Raw genomic sequence first — 19415 nt, 5'->3', positions numbered from 1 at the left:
CACCGCAAAAACCAAGGCAGGCACCTTGCCGCCCTGACACAATCGGCCGTAGAACACCCCATAAAAGCTTGACCGCCAACAGAGTAAGCGCGACCACCTTGTTTACCCGGCACGATATTGAGGAGGAACATCAGGAGCCACGCGAGCGACGCTCAACCTCAAACAAAGACACCAGAACACTGACGGCATGCACATCACACCCCCAAAACAAAAAGGCGCCCGATCTCACGATCAAGGCGCCTTTCAGGAATATGGGGTGGACGATGGGAATCGAACCCACGACAACTGGAATCACAATCCAGCGCTCTACCAACTGAGCTACGCCCACCATATTGCGGTCTTGCGGTACAACCTTACAGAAGCATGGTGCGGACGAAGAGACTCGAACTCTTACAGCTTGCGCCGCTGGAACCTAAATCCAGTGTGTCTACCAATTTCACCACGTCCGCGTAACGCTTAAAACAAAGGCGCCAGATGCTATCGAGGCGCCCTTGAAAAATATGGGGTGGACGATGGGAATCGAACCCACGACAACTGGAATCACAATCCAGCGCTCTACCAACTGAGCTACGCCCACCATATTGCATTACAGCCTACTTGCTTGCCAAAGCTGCCTAATGGCGCACCCGGCAGGACTCGAACCTGCGACCATCCGCTTAGAAGGCGGATGCTCTATCCAGCTGAGCTACGGGCGCTTAAGCTTGAAGCCTAACCGAACGAGACGCTAACAAGGAACTGTTAAACCACTCATTCTGCCCGACTTAGCCAACCAGTGCTAGGCTGTGCCCGACAAGTGCGGCGAATCTTATAGTCGACCCCGAAAGTCGTCAACACCTTTTTCGAAAAAATTTAAATTATTTAAGGGGTTAGAGGATTTGCCCGACCACCCGCCTTTGCCCTTGGCCCATGTCGTGCGAGAATGCACGTTCTTTATTGTTCCTTCTCGATGGTTAATCACGCGTCTATGACTGCACACCTAATCGATGGCAAGGCTATCGCCGCCAGCCTGCGCCAGCAGATCGCTCAACGTGTCGTGGAGCGTCGCCAGCAAGGCCTGCGTACGCCGGGCCTGGCAGTGATCCTGGTCGGCACCGACCCCGCCTCCCAAGTCTATGTCTCGCACAAGCGCAAGGACTGCGAAGAGGTCGGCTTCATTTCGCAGGCTTTCGACCTGCCCAGCGAGACCACGCAACAAGCCCTGACCGAGCTGATCGACCGTCTCAATGACGACCCGGCCGTCGACGGCATCCTGCTGCAACTGCCGCTGCCGGCACATCTGGACGCCTCGTTGCTGCTCGAGCGCATTCGCCCGGACAAGGATGTGGACGGCTTCCATCCGTACAACATCGGCCGCCTGGCCCAGCGTATTCCACTGCTGCGCCCGTGCACACCGAAAGGCATCATGACCCTGCTGGAAAGCACCGGCCAGGACCTGTACGGCATGAACGCGGTGATCGTCGGCGCGTCCAACATCGTTGGCCGCCCGATGGCCATGGAACTGCTGCTGGCCGGCTGCACCGTGACCGTCTGCCACCGCTTCACCAAGGACCTGGCCGGCCACGTCGGGCGTGCCGACCTGGTGGTCGTGGCTGCCGGCAAGCCGGGCCTGGTCAAGGGTGAGTGGGTCAAGGAAGGCGCCATCGTCATCGACGTGGGCATCAACCGCCAGGAAGACGGCAAGCTGGTCGGCGACGTGGTCTACGAGACTGCCCTGCCCCGCGCCGGCTGGATCACACCGGTGCCGGGCGGCGTCGGGCCGATGACCCGGGCGTGCCTGCTGGAGAACACGCTGGTTGCGGCAGAAGAGCTGCACAAGTAATACTGCGTGATGCGAAAACGGCACCTTTGCAGGTGCCGTTTTTTTTGCCCGTGACTAATGGCCTCTTCGCGAGCGAGCGGTTGCACGGCCCCCGCGGTCGGTGAAACCACCACGGTGTTCAGCCGATCACTTCCTGGCCGCCTCCCAGGACTTCAGCAGTTCGTTGTAGCTGACTGTCTCGCCCATGGGCTTTTCGTTGGCCAGCTTGGCTTTCGGCGCACCCGGCTGGTCGAACCAGTACTGGGCGTCCTTCTCCGGATTCAACTTGGGTGCACACGTCGCCTGGGCATTGGAGCGTTGCAGGCGCTCCATCATGCGGTCCTGGTCGCGGGCCAGCCCATCCAGGGCTTCCTGCGGGGTCTTTTCGCCACTGGCGACTTCGGCGATATGGCTCCACCACAGCTGCGCCAGCCGCGGGTAGTCCGGCACGTTGGTGCCGGTCGGCGTCCACTGCACCCGTGCAGGGCTGCGATAGAACTCCACCAGCCCACCGAGCTTGGGCGCCAACTCGGTCATGGCCTGGGAGTTGATGTCCGACTCACGAATCGGCGTCAGGCCGACGATGGTCTTTTTCAGCGATACGGTCTTTGAGGTGACGAACTGGGCGTACAGCCACGCCGCCAAGCGTTGCTTCTCGGGGGTGGACTTGAAGAAGGTCCACGAGCCAGTGTCCTGGTAGCCGAGTTTCATCCCCTCTTCCCAGTAAGGCCCCTTCGGTGAAGGCGCCATGCGCCACTTCGGCGTGCCGTCGGCATTCACGACCGGCAAGCCGGGCTTTGTCATGTCGGCGGTGAATGCGGTGTACCAGAATATCTGCTGGGCAATGTTGCCTTGCGCCGGCACAGGGCCGGCTTCGGAGAATGTCATGCCCTGCGCTTCCTTGGGCGCGTAAGCACGCATCCAGTCCACGTACTTCTGCGTGGCATAGACGGCGGCCGGCCCATTGGTATCGCCGCCGCGGGTCACGCTGGAACCCACCGGATGGCAGTCCTCCACGCGAATGCCCCATTCATCGACCGGCAAACCATTGGGCAGGCCCTTGTCGCCGCCGCCGGCCATCGAGAACCAGGCATCGGTGAAGCGCCAGCCCAGTGACGGGTCTTTCTTTCCGTAGTCCATGTGCCCGTAGACGCGCTTGCCGTCGATCTCCTTGACGTCTTCGGTGAAGAACTTGGCAATGTCCTCGTACGCCGACCAGTTCACTGGCACCCCCAGTTCATAGCCGTACTTCTCTTTGAACCTGGCCTTCAACTCCGGCCGCTCGAACCAGTCGGCGCGGAACCAGTACAGGTTGGCGAACTGCTGGTCGGGCAGTTGGTAGACCTTGCCATCAGGCGCGGTGGTGAAGGAAATACCGATGAAGTCCTTCAGGTCGAGGGTCGGCGAAGTATAGGCTTTGCCCTCGTTGGCCATCAGGTCGGTGATCGATTCCACTTTGCCGTAGCGAAAGTGCGTACCGATCAGGTCGGAGTCGTTGACCCAGCCGTCATAGATGTTCTTGTCCGACTGCATCTGCGTCTGCAGTTTTTCCACCACGTCGCCTTCCTGCAGCAGGTCGTGGGTCAGCTGGATGCCGGTGATCTCACTGAAAGCCTTGGCCAGCACCTTGGATTCGTATTCATGGGTGGTGATGGTTTCCGACACAACATTGATCTTCATCCCGCGAAACGGCTTGGCTGCCTTGATGAACCACTGCAATTCGGCCAACTGCTGTTCGGGGGTAAGGGTCGAAGGCTTGAACTCGCTGCCGATCCATTTCTTTGCCGCCTCTTCGTACTGGTCGGCCCAGGCTGTGCCTTGCACGCTGGCCAGTACCAGCAACGCGGCCAGGGTCAAATGTCGCCTGTTGTGTTTGTTGTCGAACATTGTGATCTCCCGTTTCAGTTATCCCACAGGGCCGCTCGCTCAGCCCCAGCGCAACACCACCGCCAGCCACGCCAGCGACAGCAGCGAGGCCACCCACAATGGCCAGTCGCTGACACCGACCACCAGCAGGTGCAGGTAGGCGCTGGCCAGCAGGCCGATGAACAAACGGTCACCTCGGCTGGTGACCAGCGGCAAAAAGCCCCGTCGCTCTACGCAGGGGCGACGCAGTTCAAGCAGGGTCATGCCCAGCAGCAACAGGCCCACAGCGGCGAAGAACAGCGCTGTCGGCAGGGTCCAGGCCATCCACTCCATGCGTTGCCCTCCTCACACCCGGCCCAGGGCGAAGCCCTTGGCCACATGATTGCGCACGAACCAGATCACCAGCATGCCCGGCAAGATGGTCAGCACCCCCGCCGCCGCCAGCACACCCCAGTCGATGCCCGATGCCGACACCGTGCGGGTCATCACCGCGGCAATCGGCTTGGCATTCACCGAGGTCAGGGTGCGCGCCAGCAGCAGTTCGACCCAGGAGAACATGAAACAGAAAAACGCCGTGACGCCGATGCCGGAGCCAATCAGCGGAATGAAGATCTTCACGAAGAAGCGCGGAAAACTGTAGCCGTCGATGTAGGCGGTTTCGTCGATTTCCCTTGGTACGCCCGACATGAAACCCTCCAGGATCCACACCGCCAGCGGCACGTTGAACAGGCAATGGGCCAGCGCCACGGCAATGTGGGTATCGAACAGCCCGATCGACGAGTACAACTGGAAGAACGGCAGCAGGAACACCGCCGGTGGCGCCATGCGGTTGGTCAGCAGCCAGAAGAACAGGTGGCGGTCGCCAAGAAAGCGGTAGCGCGAGAAGGCATAGGCCGCGGGCAACGCCACGAGCAGTGAAATCAGCGTGTTCAGGCACACGTAGTACAGCGAGTTGATGTAGCCGCTGTACCAGCTGGCGTCGGTGAAGATCACTCGGTAGTTGTCGAGCGTGAACGCCTGCGGCCACAGGGTCAGGCCGCCAAGGATCTCGGCGTTGCTCTTGAACGACATGTTCAGCAACCAGTAGATCGGCACCAGCAGGAAGAAGAAGTACAGCAGCAGGGCCATTGATTTGCGTGTGCTCATGGCCTAGTCCTTGTCGGCATGGGTCATGGCTGTGTAGAACAGCCACGACACCAGCAGGATGATCAGGAAGTACACCAGTGAAAACGCTGCCGCCGGCCCCAGGTCGAACTGCCCTACAGCCATACGCGTGAGGGTCTGGCTGAGGAACGTGGTCGCGTTGCCTGGCCCGCCGCCGGTCAGCACGAACGGCTCGGTGTAGATCATGAAACTGTCCATGAAGCGCAGCATCAACGCGATCACCAGCACGTTCTTGAGCTTGGGCAGCTGGATATGGCGAAACACCGCCCAGCCCGAGGCCCGATCGATGCGCGCGGCCTGGTAGTACACGTCGGGGATCGCACGCAGCCCCGAATAGCACAGCAAAGCCACCAACGAAGTCCAGTGCCACACATCCATCACCAGCACGGTGAGCCAGGCGTCGAACGGGTCACCGGCGTAGTTGTAGCTGACCCCGAGCTTGGCCAGGGAAGCGCCGAGCAGGCCGATATCGGCACGGCCGAAAATCTGCCAGATAGTGCCGACCACGTTCCACGGGATCAGCAACGGGATAGCCATGACGATCAGGCACACCGAGGCCATGCGGCCTTTGGTTGGCATGGCCAGAGCGATGCCTATACCCAATGGAATTTCGATCAGCAGGACGCAGGCCGAGTAAATGAACTGGCGCAGCAATGCATCGTGCAGCGCCGGGTCGCGCAGTACCTGGCGGTACCAGTCGGCACCGACGAAGTAGCGGCTGGACTGGTCGAAGATGTCCTGCACCGAGTAGTTGACCACCGTCATCATCGGCACCACCGCGCTGAACGCGACCAGCAGGAACACCGGCAGCACCAGCCACCAGGCCTTGTTGTTCGACACCTTGTTGTTCATGGCCCGGTCTCCAGCAGCACATCGTCGACATACAGCATCAGCCACTGCGCCGGCAGGCTGACCCAGGCCTGGTCCACAGGCAACGGGCGGTCCTCGCCCAGCCTCGCCTTGAGCGCGACACCGCCCAGTTCGAGGGTGACGATGCGATAGGTACCCAGGTCTTCGACGTCCAGCACCCGCGCCGGGTAGGCCCCCTCGAACGGGCTGTCCCATAGCTGCACGAACTCCGGGCGAATGCCCACCTGCAGCCGCCCGCCCGCCAGTGAGGCCAGGCGCTCGCACAGGCCATCGGGCAGCACCAGCTGGACATCGCCGAACACCACTGCGCCCGCCTCGGCACGCACGTCGATCAAGTTCATGCCCGGGCTACCGATGAAATAACCAACGAACGTATGCCGCGGTCGCTCGAACAGCTCGCGCGGTGTGCCGAACTGGACGATGCGTCCGCCGTGCATCACCGCGATCTTGTCGGCGAAGGTGGAGGCCTCCAACTGGTCGTGGGTGACGTAGATCATGGTGATGTTGAACTGCTCATGAATCTGCTTCAGCTTGCGCCGCAGCTTCCACTTCAGATGCGGGTCGATCACCGTCAGCGGCTCGTCGAACAGGATCGCCGACACGTCATCGCGCACCAGGCCACGCCCCATGGAGACTTTCTGCTTTTCATCGGCGGTGAGGTTGCGTGCTTTCTTGCGCAACACGGCAGTCAGCTCGAGCACTTCGGCAATTTCTTCCACCCGGGCACGCACCCGGGCTTCATCGAGCCCCTGGTTGCGCAAGGGGAAGGCCAGGTTGTCGAACACCGTCATGGTGTCGTACACCACCGGGAACTGAAACACCTGGGCGATATTGCGCGCCTGCGGGGACAGCTGGTTGACCGGCTTGCCGTCGAACAGCACCTCGCCATGAGACGGCGTCAGCAGCCCGGAAATGAGATTGAGCAAGGTCGACTTGCCGCAGCCCGACGGCCCGAGCAACGCATAGGCACCGCCCTGCTCCCACACATGTTCGAGTGCGTGCAGGGCATAGTCTGCCTCGCTGGCGGGCTGGCGGCTGTAACTGTGCGCCAGCTGGCGCAGGCGGATTTCGGCCATCACCCTCTCCTCGCCTGGCGCAGCCCCGGGGCCTGCACCAACAGCCCGGCGCTGTCGAAAACGAACAGCTTGTGCGTGGGGATGAACACGCGTATCGGCGTGTCCACCTGGTACTCGTGAACCCCGGGAAGGTGCAGCACCATGCGCCAGTATTCGTTGCGCACATGCAGAAATGTTTCTGACCCACTGATCTCGGCCAACTCCACCAGTACCGCCAGCTCCAGGTCATCGTCGTGGGCAGGCACCAGCGCGATATGGCTGGGGCGCACGCCGAAGCGGTAGTCACCCTCGGCCAGCAGCTCCAGGTCGGCATTGCGGGCAAAGTGCACGGTCTGGGCCAGGCTCACCTCGTTACCCGTGATACGGCCAGACACCAGGTTGATCGGCGGCTCGGAAAACAGCTCGGCAGCCAGCACGCTGCTGGGTCGCTGATAGACCTCGGCGGTGGGCCCGCTCTGCACGATACGGCCTTCGTGCACAAGGGTGGTGGTGCCGCCCAGCGCCAGCGCCTCGTTGGGCTCGGTGGTGGCGTACACAGCAATGCAATGGCGCGCCGCGAACAGCTCGCGCAGCTCCTGGCGCAGGCCTTCGCGCAACTTGTAGTCGAGGTTGACCAATGGCTCGTCGAAGAGGATCAACGAGGCATCCTTGACCAGTGCCCTGGCCATCGCCGTGCGTTGCTGCTGGCCACCGGAGAGCTCCAGTGGCAGGCGTTGCAGGTAGGTTTCGATGCGCAGCATCTCGGCAGTTTCCTGCACCCGCCGCCGGATCTGGTCCTCGGCCATGCGCGCCTGGCGCAGCGGCGAGGCGATGTTTTCGTACACGCTCAAGGTCGGGTAATTGATGAATTGCTGATACACCATCGACACATTGCGCTGACGCACCGGCACACCGGTGACGTCCTGGCCATCCATCAGCACCCGCCCCCGGTCCGGACGGTCCAGCCCGGCCATCAGGCGCATCAGGCTGGTCTTGCCGGCCAGGGTGCGCCCCAGCAGCACATTGAACGAGCCGGGCTCGAAACGCAGTGACGCATCGACGATCCACGGCTGGTTGTCGACGCTACGGCTGACCTGCTCCAGCACCAGGGACATGGCGTGGCCTTTTTGTGATTGTGTCTGCCGGCTACAGCCAGTTCCGTGCCAGTCCTTCCCCGGTGCTCTGGCCCGGGGCCTGGGTGGCAGCGCTGGCAAATCGCGGGCGCGCAGGTGAACACAATCACTGCACAACTGGACACTGGCCAGTTTGACAATGAACAGCCGTGAACAACACTGAACGGCGGTCGACCCATGACAACAATCACACAGGACAGGCCCATGGCCGCATCCGCTTCGACCCACACCCAACTGATCCAGGCGTCCTGGGACCGCTGCCGCGACCACGGCCTGCAGCCGCAGCATGCGCCGGACTTTGACTGCCTGTCCCGCGCCGAGCTCAGCGCCCTGCTGGAGCGGCGCCAAAATCTGCTACGCCTGACCCGCGAGGAAGTGCTACCGCACTATGCGCACCTCTTGGGTAACGCCAGCTACCTGGTAATGCTGGCCGATGCCAGCGGCTGCCTGCTCGACAGCTGGGGCTCGCGGCGTTTCATCGAACCGCGCCAGCACCATGGTTTCAGCGCCGGCGCCCATTGGCACGAACGTGGCGTCGGCACCAATGCCCTGGGCACCACACTGATTTGCGCCGAAGCGGTTCACGTCGGCCAGGACGAACACTTCCTGCGCCAGAACCGCTACATGTCCAGCGCCGCCGCCCCCCTGTTCGACGCCGCACGGCAGCTGGTCGGGGCGCTCGACGTAGCCAGCGACGGCTACCTGCCGGCCAGCCAGACGCTTGGGCTGGTGCGCATGATGGGCCAGAGCCTGGAAAACCGCCTGATCCTCGCCGAACATGCTGACCAGCATGCACAACTGATCTTCAACAGCGCCTCCGACAACCTCGACAGCCCTTGGGCCGGCTTGCTGGTGTTCGATGAACGCGGGCAGGTTTTGGCCGCCAACCACCGGGCCGATAGCCTGCTTGGCGTAAACCCGCTGCAGCAAAACATCGAGCAACTGTTCCAGTTACCCCTGCAACAGCTGCTCAGCCATCCCCGACAACAGCCCTTCGCTCTGCAGGCCACCGGGCGCAACCGCTTTCACTGCCAGTGGCACCCCCCACGCGAAACCACTCGCCGCCCCGAAGCCGGCAGTGCCGAGCCGCGCCTGGAAAAAGCCTTGATACAAGCCGGCCTGCTATTGGAAAAGGACATCCCGGTGTTGGTCGAGGGCGAAACAGGCGTAGGCAAAGAAGTGTTCGTCGACGCCCTGCACCGGGCCAGCAGCCGCGCCAGGCAGCCGCTGGTCGCCGTAAACTGTGCGGCGATCCCGGCCGAACTGGTGGAGTCGGAACTGTTCGGCTATGACAAAGGCGCGTTCACCGGCGCCCACCACAAGGGCAACCCGGGACTGATCCGCAAGGCCGACCACGGCATCCTGTTTCTGGATGAGATTGGCGACATGCCACTGCCCACCCAGGCCCGCCTGCTGCGCGTACTGCAGTCGCGCAGCATCCAGCCGCTGGGCAGTGGCGAACCGGTGCCGGTGGATATCCGCGTGGTGTCGGCGAGCAATCGCAACCTGGCCGACGAAGTGCGCGCCGGGCGCTTTCGCCAGGACCTGTACTACCGCATCGCCGGCCTGACGCTGGTGCTGCCTCCCCTGCGCGAACGCGCTGACCGGCGCCAGCTGATTGAGCAGGTGCATGCCCGCTACCGCGAGCCCGGGCAACCTGCGCGGCTGCCGCCGGCCATTATCGACCTGTTCGATCAACACCCCTGGCCGGGCAACCTGCGCGAACTGGTGAGCGTGCTACAGGTCGCGTTGGCCCTGGCGGCCAACGGGCCGGTCGGCGTCGAGCACCTTCCAGCGGGCTTTCTGGCCGAGTCGAAAACACCGGTGCCGATAGCGACTGAAGAGACGGACCTGCAGAGCCTGGTCGAGCAAGCCAATGGCAACCTGTCGGCGGTGGCCCGCCGACTTGGTATCAGCCGCACCACACTGTACAAGCGGTTGCGTGGGCGATGAATCGATTGGCCCTGAAGCGCCGCACAGCAGGTTTTCGAAGCCACCCCTGATCGACAAGCAGGTGGCGCCCCCCGTGCAGGTCAAGACCACGGCCCGCTGATGACCTTCAAGGGTCACGCCACTGCACTGGCTGCTGGTAGGCCTGTGCCCAGGCTTGCACGTCACTGGCGGGCATCGGCCGGGCGATGCAGTAACCCTGCGCCAGCTCGCAGCCCAGGCCCATCAGTACCCGACCGTGCTCGACACTCTCCAGCCCCTCGGCAATCACCTCGCGGCCAAACGCTCGCGCCAGGCCGATCACTGCCTCCGTCAGCGCCAGGTCGTCCTGGTCATGAAGGATGTCACGCACGAACGACTGGTCGATCTTGATCGTCTGGGTCGGCAAGCGTTTCAGGTAACTCAAGGACGAATAACCGGTGCCGAAATCGTCCAGCGAGAAACGCACACCCAGCGCACGGCAGGCATCCAGGCAGCGGCTGACATGCTGCAGGTTGTCGATGGCCACCGACTCGACGATTTCCAGGTCCAGCAGCGCCGGGTCCACCGCCGGGTACGCTGCCAGCAGCTGCTGCAGGCGCTCGGCAAAGTCACTGCGCTGCAAATGCCGCGCGGCAATATTCACGCTCAGCGACCAGGGCTGCCCTTGGCGCTGCCAGGCCTGCAACTGGCTCAACGCCTGCCCGATCACCCACTCGCCGATTTCGACGATCAGGTCGGTCTGCTCTACCCAGGGCAGGAAATCGCCTGGCGGCACCACACCACGGCCTGGCCGCTGCCAGCGCAATAAGCCCTCGAAGCCCAGTACCTTGCCAGTGCGCAGGTTGACCTTGGGCTGGTAGTAAAGGCACAGCTCACCGTTGCGCAGCGCCCGGCGCACGCGCGCCACGGTCTGGTGGGTGGCCTTGAGTTCCTGTTCCTGCGACACGTCGAACAGGTGGTAACGGTTGCGCCCGCGCTGCTTGGCCACATACATGGCCTGGTCGGCGTGGCGCACCAGGGTGTCGGCATCTTCGTCATCCTGCGGGTACAGGGTCACGCCGATACTGGCGCTGAGCGACAGCGTATGCTCACGCACTACACAGGGCGCTGCCAAGGCACGCAATACCCGCTGCAGGGCTGCATGCAGCTGGTGCTCATCGTCGACGTCGCGCAGGATCAGCACGAATTCGTCGCCCGACAGCCGGGCCACGGCATCACCACCGCGCAGGATGCTCTTCAAGCGCTGCGCCACTTCCACCAGCAGCAGGTCACCCACGGCATGCCCGTAGCCGTCGTTGACCGCCTTGAAACCATCCAGGTCGAGCATGCACACCGCCAGCGAGATGCCTTCGCAGCGCGAGTAGGCCAGGGCCTGGTTCAGCAGGTCGGACAGGTAGGCGCGGTTAGGCAGGCCGGTGAGCACATCGTGGCCCACCCGCCACTGCAAGGTATGCAGCAGCTGGCGCTTCTCCGTGACGTCAAAGCGGATCGACACATACTTGCGCACCTGGCCTGTCAGCGGATCGACCAGTGGCACCATGGTGCTGTCGACCCAGTACAACGAACCGTCCTTGGACCGGTTGCAGATTTCGCCCTTCCACACCCGCCCGGCGACCAAAGCCCGCCACATGCCGACAAAAAACGTCGGTTCATGCAGCCCGGAATTGAGGATGCGGTGGTTGGCCCCCAGCAGTTCCTCACGGCTGTAGCCCGAGATGCTGCAGAACTGCTGATTGACGTAGGTGATGTTCCCACGCAGGTCGGTTTCCGAAAAGATCGCGGCCGCGTCCACGGCCGCGCGATAGTTATCATCCATAAAGCATCCTGCCTTAGCGGTTGAAGCGCTCCACCAGGGCGCGCAATCCGGCGCACACGTGTTCCAGTTCGGTACCGCGCGAGGCGGCGGCGTTGGCGCTATGGGCGCTGTGCTGGGCAATACCGGCTACGCCGTTGATCTGCCGCGAAACGTCTTCTGCCACCGCCGACTGCTGCTGCGAGGCGGTGGCCATCTGCTGGCTCATATCGCTGATGCGCTGTACCGCGTCACGAATGCCATGCAGCGCCTGCCGAGCTTCCTGCACCTGGGCAACGCCCTGCTCGGCACCGTCGATGCCTCGGCTGGCGATCGCCACGGCTTCCTCGGCGCCACTGCGCAGGGCATCGATGATGGCCTGGATGTGCAGGGTGGACTGGCGGGTCTTGTCGGCCAGTGCCCGCACCTCGTCGGCGACCACGGCAAAGCCCCGGCCCTGCTCGCCCGCACGGGCAGCCTCGATGGCGGCGTTAAGGGCCAGCAGGTTGGTTTGCTCGGCAATGCCGCGGATCATCCCGGCGGCCTCGGCGATGGCGCCGGTCTGACCCGCCAGGTGGCTGACCGCCTGGTTGATCTGCGTCACGGTGCTGGCCAGGTTACGAATGGCCGCACCGCTGGCATCGGCCACCTGGCTACCTTGCTCGGCCAGCAGGTGCGCCGTGTGTGCCTCGGCGGCGGTCAACTGCACGTGGTTGGCCACTTCGCCAATGGAGGCGGCCATCTGGTTCATTGCAGTGGCGCTCAGGTCGGTTTCGGCACGCTGCTCCAGCAATGCCGCCTCGGTGCTGCGCGACAACTGCCCGGCATCGCGAGCGGCCACGGCCATTTGCCCGGCCAGATCGCTTAGCCGGGTCAAGGCGGTTTTCAGGCGTGCCTCTTCGCTGATCAGCATCAGTTGCAACTGCCCGGCAGCACCCGACAGGTCGCTGTAGGTCAAGGCTGCAATCGGGTCGGCGAAGGCACCTTCGGCACCCTGCACAATCTGCTGCAACTGCCGCCCGAGGGCATTGCGCACCCACAGGCCGCAGGCCACGAACAGCCCCAGGGTCAGCCCCTGCCCCACCAGGCCAGGCCACAGCTGGTTGGCCCCCACCGCCAGCAGCCCACCGGCCAGTGGCAAGGCCAAGGCCTGCGCCAGCAAGCTCAGCCGGCGCGGCGCCGACAGTGCCGCCTGGCCGTTGCGCAGCCGCGCATACAGGGCTTCGGCACGGGCTACTTGCTCGCGCGTAGGGCATACGCGCACCGACTCGTAACCCACTACCCGCCCACCTTCGAGGATGGGCGTGACGTAGGCATTGACCCAGTAGTAGTCGCCGTTACGGCAGCGGTTCTTGACGATACCCATCCAGCTCTTGCCGGCTTTCAGGTAGCGCCACATCAACTCGTACACCGCCGGCGGCATATCCGGGTGGCGCACCAGGTTGTGCGGGCTGCCGATCAGTTCGGCCTCGCTGTAGCCACTGATGGCGGCAAACTCTGGGTTGCAGTAGGTGATCAGGCTGGCGGTATCGGTAGCAGAAATCAGCCGCTGATGGGGGGGAAAACGTTGCTCGACCGGGGTTACCGGCAAGTTGAGGCGCACGATGAGACTCCATTCAATGACAAGCCGGCACCCAGTTCATCGACGGCCATCGGAACCGAATCATGAGGATCCGTTCCAATGGGCAAAAGCGCTTCCTGCCGTTGCGGCACGAGGCCGAACGGTACAAGGAAGGTGACGATGACTGACCGGTCAAGCCATGAATTCTACGAAATTCATCACATAAATAAAACAAAGGTGATCGATCATGGCGTTGCGCCACATTGATAGATATCGTTAAGTTCTTGATTCTAAATGGGAATTAAGCGATGACGAGATCAGCTTTGGGTATCGCCCTGCGCCGCTACCGCAAGCTGGCGGGCCTGACCCAGGCACAACTGGCCGAACGGACCGGCTTCGACCCCAAGACCATCAGCCGTTTCGAAACCAGCACCTACACCCCCAGCATCGATGCAATCATGGCGTTTGCCCAGGTGCTGGGCGTCAAGACCAAGGACTTCTTCGCTGAACCGGACGACGAAGAGGAGCAGCGCGCCTACCTGTTCGGCGTCATCCACAACGCCCCACCCAAAGATCTTGGCAAGCTGATTGCAGCAGTGGACCAGGCACTGGCCAAGCCCTGAGCTATTTCACGCGCCAGCTTTCACGGCACGCACCGAACTAGAGCATGGCAGGACGGATTGCCCCACAACTGGTCAGACCGGTAAGGCCAAAAATCCTTGCAATCAGGAATTTTTCGCGCTTTTATGGCCTCGCGCTGAACAAACCGGTAAGACCACAATAATTAAGTCCTGCGCTCTTTCGCCCCGTGCGGCTACCGAAGCAAGGACACCGATCAGAGACTCCTCCCATGCTCAAATGGTGCTCGCGTTCGATTTTCCTGCAAGTCGTACTCGGCCTTGCCCTCGGCATCGCCTGCGGTCTGAGCTTCCCCGACCTCTCCCTGCAACTCAAACCCCTCGGCGACGGCTTCATCAAGCTGATCAAGATGCTCATCGGCCTGATCGTGTTCTGCGTGGTGGTCAGCGGCATTTCGGGTGCGGGCGACCTGAAAAAGGTCGGGCGCATCGGCCTGAAGTCGGTGATCTACTTCGAAGTGCTGACTACCCTGGCGCTGGTGATCGGCCTGGTGTTCGCCTTCACCAGTGGCATTGGCAGCGGTGCCAATATTCACCTGGATCAACTGTCCGCCGCCGATGCCAACGGCTTGGCCGAGCGCGGCCAGCACATCCATGGCGCCACGGCGTTCTTCATGGACCTGATCCCCACCTCGGTGATCGGTGCCTTCGCCGACAACAACATTCTTCAGGTGCTGCTGTTCTCGGTGCTGTTCGGCAGCGCACTGAACCTGGTGGGTGACTCGGCCGCCGGCATTTCGCGACTGATCAACGAACTGAGCCATGTGATCTTCCGCATCATGGGCATGATCGTGCGCCTGGCGCCGATCGGCGTGTTCGGTGCCATCGCCTTCACCACCAGCAAGTACGGCCTGGCGTCGCTGCAGCACCTGGGCGGGCTGGTGGCGCTGTTCTACCTCACCTGTGCCGGCTTCGTGCTGATCGTGCTGGGCACCGTCATGCGCCTGTCGGGCTTGAAACTGCTGCCGTTGATCAAGTACCTGCGCGAAGAGCTGACCATCGTCCTGGGCACCGCCTCTTCCGACGCCGTGCTGCCACAGATCATGCGCAAGCTTGAGCACCTGGGCATCGGCAGTTCCACGGTCGGCCTGGTGATCCCTACCGGCTACTCGTTCAACCTCGATGGTTTTTCCATCTACCTCACCCTGGCGATCGTGTTCATCGCCAACGCCACCGGCACGCCACTGGAAATGACCGACCTGCTGACCATCCTGCTGGTGTCGCTGGTGACTTCCAAGGGGGCTCACGGCATCCCAGGCTCGGCACTGGTGATTCTTGCCGCCACCCTGACTGCGGTACCGGCGATCCCTGTGGTTGGCCTGGTACTGGTGCTGGCGGTGGACTGGTTCATGGGTATCGGCCGGGCGTTGACCAACCTGATCGGCAACTGCGTGGCCACCGTGGCCATTGCCCGTTGGGAGAAGGACATTGACCTGGAACGTGCGCAGAACGTGCTCGACGGCAAGCCTGGCTTTGCCCCCACGCCACGCAAGCAACCCAGCGCCCATCAACAGGAATTCTGAGCGAACGTGGCCGGCATGACGCCGGCCCTTCCAGGAGCGAACCGTGATCAGCTCATCAACCGTCGTCAACTCAGTGGTGGAAAAACTCCGCCAGGCCCTGGCCCGCGGCCAATGGCGCACCGGCGACATGCTACCAGGCCAGCGCGAACTGGCCGAACAACTGGGCATCAGCCGCCCCAGCCTGCGCGAAGCGGTAACCGTGCTGGAAACACTGGGCCTGGTGCGCTCGTTACCCGGCAAGGGCGTGTTGGTGCTCGATGCCGATGCCCAGCCGTCGGGCGTGGAAACCAGTGCTGCGGCCAGCCTGGCCGACGTGCTGGAACTGCGCTACACACTCGAACCGTTCATCGTCGGCCTGGTGGCGCAGTCGGCCAACAGCCAGGACATCGGCCAGTTGCGCCTGACCTTGATGGACATGCGCGAAGCGCTGGAGGCCGATGACAGCGAGGCCGGGGTCAAAGCCTACATTGCCTTCCATGAGGCGCTGTTCGCCCTGACCACCAACCCGATTTTCCAGAGCGTGGTGCAGCAGACCGGCAATGCCCTGAAGCAAAGCGCCGACATGCTGCGCAACTCGCCCGAGCACCTGGCCGCGCGGCTGAAGGAAAACGAAGCGGTGGTGCGCGCCATTCGCGAACGCAGCAGCGCCCAGGCCAGTGCCCAGATGCGTCAGCACATCGTGGCCGAAGGGCTGCGCATGGGTATCGCGCTGAATATCCCGGACGAACATCCGCATCCATGACCTCAGGAGAGTGCCCATGAACGCCGTCCCCCACTTGCCTACCCTGCTCGCGGCCGGCGAAACCCGCCTGTCGGCCGAGCAGATTTATCCAAGGCTGTTCGACGCCATTCTCGAACAGCGCCTGCCACCGGGCAGTCTGTTGCCCGAACAGGCGCTGGGCCATGCCTTTGGTGTCAGCCGCACGGTGATCCGCCGTGTGCTCGGGCGCCTGTCCGACCAGCAGGTGGTGGTACAGCGCCCCAGCCACACCGCGCATCTGGCTGCGCCTGACCCGGACCAGGCACGTCAGGTGCTCAGTGCCCGGCGTCTGGCCGAAACCACACTGATCACCCTGGCCGCGCAACGCGCCCGGCCGGCGCAGGTACGCCAGCTACGGCAACTGGTGGAGCGCGAGCGCCAGCACCATGAGCGTGGCGAACGCTGCGCGGCGATCCGCCTGGGCGGCGAGTTCCATCTGAAACTGGCGCAGGTGGCGGCCAATGCGCCACTGGCGCGATTTCTCAATGGACTGGTGCCGATGACCTCGCTGATCATCGCTCGCTACGAATCGCCTTGCTGCGATCACTGCGCGTGGGAAGAGCATGCGGCAATCATCGATGCCGTGGAGCAAGGTGATGCCGAAGCGGCCCTGGAGTTGATGCACAGGCACCTTGACCGACTGGAAGAAAAGCTGGACCTGGAATAACCCGACCAGGCTGACGCGATCGTTCTGACGCAGGCCGCGCTCACGCAACCATTTGCAGCGCTGCTGAGCGGGCGATGGGCTGCAAAGCAGCCCCAACAACCCCACCCTATACTTCGAGAACCCCCCCAGCCTCTACCAGGGAGGCGGTCGCGTGAGTTCTCGAGTCCTCCTGTTGCTCTGCCTTCTGCTGGCCCTCGGCGGTTGTGCGAGCAAGCGCCCCCCTGCCCCGCCGCCGCCCACAATACTCACCCCCGCGGCCTGGCAACGCATCGACCAGGAACTGATCGATGCCTCGGTCGGTGCCGCCGGCTCGGCCAACGACTATGCCCGGCGCTCCATGCGGGTGTGGAAGGAGCAGGTGCAACAACGCACCGAGCGCGACTTCATCCCCTGGTTCACGGGTTACTGGACCCAGCAGTGGCTGACCCTCAAGGTGGCCTGGTACAAGCTCGACAGTGGCGAGGGTCGGGAACCGGCAGAAAAACGCCTGGCCCTGTACCTGCAGGAGCAGTATCGCGCGCGGGTGATCGAGCCGGTGGCCGAGCAGATCAACCCCGAGGGCATCCGCGACCGCGCCTGCGAACTGTACCTGCAACTGCTCGTCCAGCAACTGCCGGCGATCATCAGCCGGTACAACGCGCCGCCCGAGCAGTTCAGCCAGCGCCTCAACCGTATCCCCGCCATCGCCCTGGGGCCACCGGATGCGCGCAATGCCAGCCTGTATCAGCTGCTGCGGGCCAAGTCACTGGACCAGCAGCCGGCCTGGCAAGCCATGCGCCAGCACTTGCATCAGCAGGCCAGCAAAGGCCCTGGCCGGACCGATGTCGGGCTCAACTCGGTGGCCACCCAGGCCAGCGAAAAGCTTGGCGCCACCCTGGCCCCACGCGGGATCGCCAGTGCCGTGGCATCGGCAGTGGGCAAGGTGGCAGGGGCGATGATTTCGATTGCCGCAGCCGGTTACGGGGTGATGACCCATGACCGTGACCACCCGCAGATGGTCGAACAACTGCGGGTGATCCTGAACGTGGCGTTGAACCAGGAATGGCAGGAGTTGATGGAGAACCGCCAGAGCGGGGCCATGGCGGGGGTCTATTACCTGTCGGGGCAGGTTGAGGACAGCTTGCTGGCCAGTGCGCCGCGGCCGGTGGAGCAGCAGGTCGAGCAGCAGCAGGCGCCTTTGATCATTCGCCTGCCACCTTAGTGGCGGCCTGTGCCGGCGTTTTCGCAGCGCAAGGCTGTATCAAGCTGTGGCAAGGGCAGAGCTTGGCAAGCCAAACACACGATCAAACGCCCAGTTGTAGGCAAAGGTGTAGCACGGCACCAGGATGATGAACGCCATATCCACCAGCAGCGCTTCCAGCAATGTCATGTCCAGCCACCAGGCAATTAGCGGAATCAGGTACACCACCAGGGTCAACTGGAAGCCGATGGCATGCACCACCCGCCGCGCCACGCTGCGCCCACGCTTGGCCTGGCCGCTCTCCCAGTACTCGAACAGGGTGTTGTAGATCAGGTTCCAGAGCATGGCGATGGTGGTGATCATCACCGCCAGCGGCCCGGTATGCGACGCCTGCGTATCTGACAGGTAGGCCAGCCCGAGGGTCGACATGCACAGCCCGATCAGTTCATAGAACGTCACGTAGACCAACTTGCGTTTCAATCCCTGCACCCGGGGTTACCTCCAAAGACAAAAAGCGATGGGGGCGATCATGCTTCAACGCACTTGACAGCAAAAGTCAGCAGCTGTCAGATCAACTGACAGGAGGCTGCCATGAACTTTTCCAGCGACAACATCCAGCTGTTTCTGGCCGTGCTCGACCACGGTTCGTTTTCTGCCGCAGCGCGCGCCCTCAAGCGCGTGCCTTCAGCCGTGAGCATGGCCATTGGCAACCTTGAAGCAGAACTTGGCTACAGCCTGTTCGAACGTGGCCCGCGTGAAGTTCGCCCAACCGCACAGGCCTTGGCCCTGGAGCCACACGCCAGGCTGATTGCCGAACAACTGGGGCTGCTGCAGGTTCATGCTCTGGAGCTGTCCCAAGGGCTGGAGAGCAGCCTGACCCTGGCAGTGGCACCCGACATCGATCACCGCCCGCTGCTGGCGGCCATCGCCAACCTAGGTAAGCGCCACCCATTGCTGGATATTGCCCTGCTCAGCGCCCCGCAGGAAGAAGCCCTGCACTTGCTGGACAGCGGCCGTGCCGACCTCTGCGTAGCCTTTGCCGGCCTGCAGGTCGATGCCCGCCGCGGCTTCCAGCACATCGGCATGGAGTCGCTGGTAGCCACCCTGTCGCCGGCCCACCCGGCCCTGCGTGAGGGGCGTATCCACGACCTTGAGGACCTGACCCAGGTGCGTCAGATTCTGGTGCGCAGCCGCGATCTGCCTCTGGCTGACCCTCGCCCGCTGATCGGCGCCACACACTGGTCCACCGACAGCTTCGACCTGGCGCTGCAGATGGTTGAAGCTGGCTTGGGCTGGGGAGATCTGCCGTTGTCGCGGGTCGCCCCGCTGCTGGCCAGCGGGCGTCTGGTGCGCCTGGAATTCCGTAATACACGCAACGAATTGCAACTGCCCGTGCATATCCTGTGGCGCAAACAACAGCCGCTGCAGCAGGCTGCACGCCTGCTGATCGAGCAGCTGGCTGATCCGTGACTGCCG

Annotated in this window: 17 protein-coding genes, 4 tRNA genes and 1 pseudogene; 8 read left to right on the top strand and 14 right to left on the bottom strand. The window is 63.1% G+C overall.

Annotated features, from left to right (window positions below; genetic code table 11):
- Positions 1 to 252: 252 nt before the first annotated feature.
- The 4 genes from ACF8FB_RS25245 to ACF8FB_RS25230 all read right to left on the bottom strand — a co-directional run bounded on the left by ACF8FB_RS25245 (position 253) and on the right by ACF8FB_RS25230 (position 695).
- Positions 253 to 328, bottom strand: a tRNA-His gene (locus ACF8FB_RS25245).
- 36 nt (positions 329 to 364) lie between these two features.
- A tRNA-Leu gene (locus ACF8FB_RS25240) sits at positions 365 to 449 on the bottom strand.
- A gap of 52 nt (positions 450 to 501) precedes the next feature.
- Positions 502 to 577: transfer RNA gene (locus ACF8FB_RS25235), tRNA-His, on the bottom strand.
- 41 nt (positions 578 to 618) lie between these two features.
- Positions 619 to 695 (bottom strand) — tRNA-Arg (locus ACF8FB_RS25230).
- A gap of 269 nt (positions 696 to 964) precedes the next feature.
- On the opposite strand from ACF8FB_RS25230, the gene folD reads away from it, so the two are divergent.
- A complete protein-coding gene (gene folD / locus ACF8FB_RS25225; RefSeq protein WP_392512318.1) occupies positions 965 to 1819 on the top strand; it encodes a bifunctional methylenetetrahydrofolate dehydrogenase/methenyltetrahydrofolate cyclohydrolase FolD in 855 nt (284 codons plus the stop codon).
- A 126-nt stretch (positions 1820 to 1945) separates the two neighbouring features.
- Here the strand turns inward: folD and ACF8FB_RS25220 are convergent, their stop codons facing one another.
- Genes ACF8FB_RS25220 through ACF8FB_RS25195 form a run of 6 tightly spaced genes read right to left on the bottom strand, consistent with a single transcriptional unit; the run spans position 1946 to position 7868 of the window.
- Positions 1946 to 3685: an ABC transporter substrate-binding protein gene (locus ACF8FB_RS25220; RefSeq protein ID WP_198747901.1), complete on the bottom strand. Its 1740-nt coding sequence runs from the start codon at positions 3683 to 3685 to the stop codon at positions 1946 to 1948.
- Positions 3686 to 3724: 39 nt separating this feature from the next.
- Positions 3725 to 3997: a DUF2160 domain-containing protein gene (locus ACF8FB_RS25215; protein ID WP_003250230.1), complete on the bottom strand. Its 273-nt coding sequence runs from the start codon at positions 3995 to 3997 to the stop codon at positions 3725 to 3727.
- A gap of 12 nt (positions 3998 to 4009) precedes the next feature.
- Positions 4010 to 4810, bottom strand: coding sequence for a carbohydrate ABC transporter permease (locus ACF8FB_RS25210; protein ID WP_003250228.1), 801 nt, complete (start codon positions 4808 to 4810; stop codon positions 4010 to 4012).
- 3 nt (positions 4811 to 4813) lie between these two features.
- Positions 4814 to 5680, bottom strand: coding sequence for a carbohydrate ABC transporter permease (locus tag ACF8FB_RS25205; protein ID WP_049587533.1), 867 nt, complete (start codon positions 5678 to 5680; stop codon positions 4814 to 4816).
- Positions 5677 to 6774: an ABC transporter ATP-binding protein gene (locus ACF8FB_RS25200; protein ID WP_392510353.1), complete on the bottom strand. Its 1098-nt coding sequence runs from the start codon at positions 6772 to 6774 to the stop codon at positions 5677 to 5679. Before ACF8FB_RS25200 ends, ACF8FB_RS25205 begins: the two co-directional genes overlap by 4 nt.
- Complete coding sequence (locus tag ACF8FB_RS25195) at positions 6774 to 7868, bottom strand: ABC transporter ATP-binding protein (RefSeq protein WP_392512315.1); 1095 nt, start codon at positions 7866 to 7868, stop codon at positions 6774 to 6776. Before ACF8FB_RS25195 ends, ACF8FB_RS25200 begins: the two co-directional genes overlap by 1 nt.
- 222 nt (positions 7869 to 8090) lie before the next feature.
- Between ACF8FB_RS25195 and ACF8FB_RS25190 the strand changes: the two genes are divergently transcribed.
- Positions 8091 to 9839 (top strand): sigma-54-dependent Fis family transcriptional regulator, encoded by a 1749-nt coding sequence (locus tag ACF8FB_RS25190; RefSeq protein WP_392510352.1) that lies wholly within the window; start codon positions 8091 to 8093, stop codon positions 9837 to 9839.
- Between the two features lie 106 nt (positions 9840 to 9945).
- On the opposite strand, the gene ACF8FB_RS25185 is transcribed toward ACF8FB_RS25190, so the two are convergent.
- The 3 genes and pseudogenes from ACF8FB_RS25185 to ACF8FB_RS25175 all read right to left on the bottom strand — a co-directional run.
- On the bottom strand, positions 9946 to 11634 hold the full coding sequence (locus tag ACF8FB_RS25185; RefSeq protein WP_010953234.1) for a bifunctional diguanylate cyclase/phosphodiesterase: 1689 nt from the start codon (positions 11632 to 11634) through the stop codon (positions 9946 to 9948).
- A 13-nt stretch (positions 11635 to 11647) separates the two neighbouring features.
- Positions 11648 to 12724 (bottom strand): methyl-accepting chemotaxis protein, encoded by a 1077-nt coding sequence (locus ACF8FB_RS25180; RefSeq protein ID WP_392512320.1) that lies wholly within the window; start codon positions 12722 to 12724, stop codon positions 11648 to 11650.
- 159 nt (positions 12725 to 12883) lie between these two features.
- Positions 12884 to 13213, bottom strand: a pseudogene (locus tag ACF8FB_RS25175) (PAS domain-containing protein); the annotation flags it as partial.
- Between the two features lie 266 nt (positions 13214 to 13479).
- Here ACF8FB_RS25175 and ACF8FB_RS25170 point away from each other — a divergent pair.
- The 5 genes from ACF8FB_RS25170 (at position 13480) to ACF8FB_RS25150 (ending at position 17960) form a co-directional block, all read left to right on the top strand.
- Positions 13480 to 13794, top strand: a complete 315-nt coding sequence (locus tag ACF8FB_RS25170; protein WP_010953232.1) for a helix-turn-helix domain-containing protein — start codon at positions 13480 to 13482, stop codon at positions 13792 to 13794.
- A 227-nt stretch (positions 13795 to 14021) separates the two neighbouring features.
- On the top strand, positions 14022 to 15332 hold the full coding sequence (locus ACF8FB_RS25165) for a C4-dicarboxylate transporter DctA (protein ID WP_010953231.1): 1311 nt from the start codon (positions 14022 to 14024) through the stop codon (positions 15330 to 15332).
- A gap of 43 nt (positions 15333 to 15375) precedes the next feature.
- Positions 15376 to 16074 carry a FadR/GntR family transcriptional regulator gene (locus ACF8FB_RS25160; RefSeq protein ID WP_010953230.1) on the top strand — a complete coding sequence of 233 codons (699 nt, stop codon included), beginning with the start codon at positions 15376 to 15378 and terminating at the stop codon, positions 16072 to 16074.
- Between the two features lie 16 nt (positions 16075 to 16090).
- Positions 16091 to 16759: a GntR family transcriptional regulator gene (locus ACF8FB_RS25155; protein WP_010953229.1), complete on the top strand. Its 669-nt coding sequence runs from the start codon at positions 16091 to 16093 to the stop codon at positions 16757 to 16759.
- Between the two features lie 151 nt (positions 16760 to 16910).
- A complete protein-coding gene (locus tag ACF8FB_RS25150) occupies positions 16911 to 17960 on the top strand; it encodes a hypothetical protein (protein WP_010953228.1) in 1050 nt (349 codons plus the stop codon).
- Between the two features lie 39 nt (positions 17961 to 17999).
- Here the strand turns inward: ACF8FB_RS25150 and ACF8FB_RS25145 are convergent, their stop codons facing one another.
- The gene (locus tag ACF8FB_RS25145) at positions 18000 to 18428 is read right to left on the bottom strand and encodes a PACE efflux transporter (protein ID WP_010953227.1); all 429 of its coding nucleotides are present in this window, start codon (positions 18426 to 18428) and stop codon (positions 18000 to 18002) included.
- A 102-nt stretch (positions 18429 to 18530) separates the two neighbouring features.
- Between ACF8FB_RS25145 and ACF8FB_RS25140 the strand changes: the two genes are divergently transcribed.
- Positions 18531 to 19409, top strand: a complete 879-nt coding sequence (locus ACF8FB_RS25140) for a LysR family transcriptional regulator (RefSeq protein WP_010953226.1) — start codon at positions 18531 to 18533, stop codon at positions 19407 to 19409.
- Positions 19410 to 19415 lie beyond the last annotated feature (6 nt).

Source organism: Pseudomonas sp. yb_2 (assembly GCF_043103905.1).
In the GTDB taxonomy this organism is placed as follows: domain Bacteria; phylum Pseudomonadota; class Gammaproteobacteria; order Pseudomonadales; family Pseudomonadaceae; genus Aquipseudomonas; species Aquipseudomonas alloputida.
The sequence above is the reverse complement of the archived record's forward strand: the minus strand, read 5'-3'. Positions and strand labels throughout refer to the sequence as shown.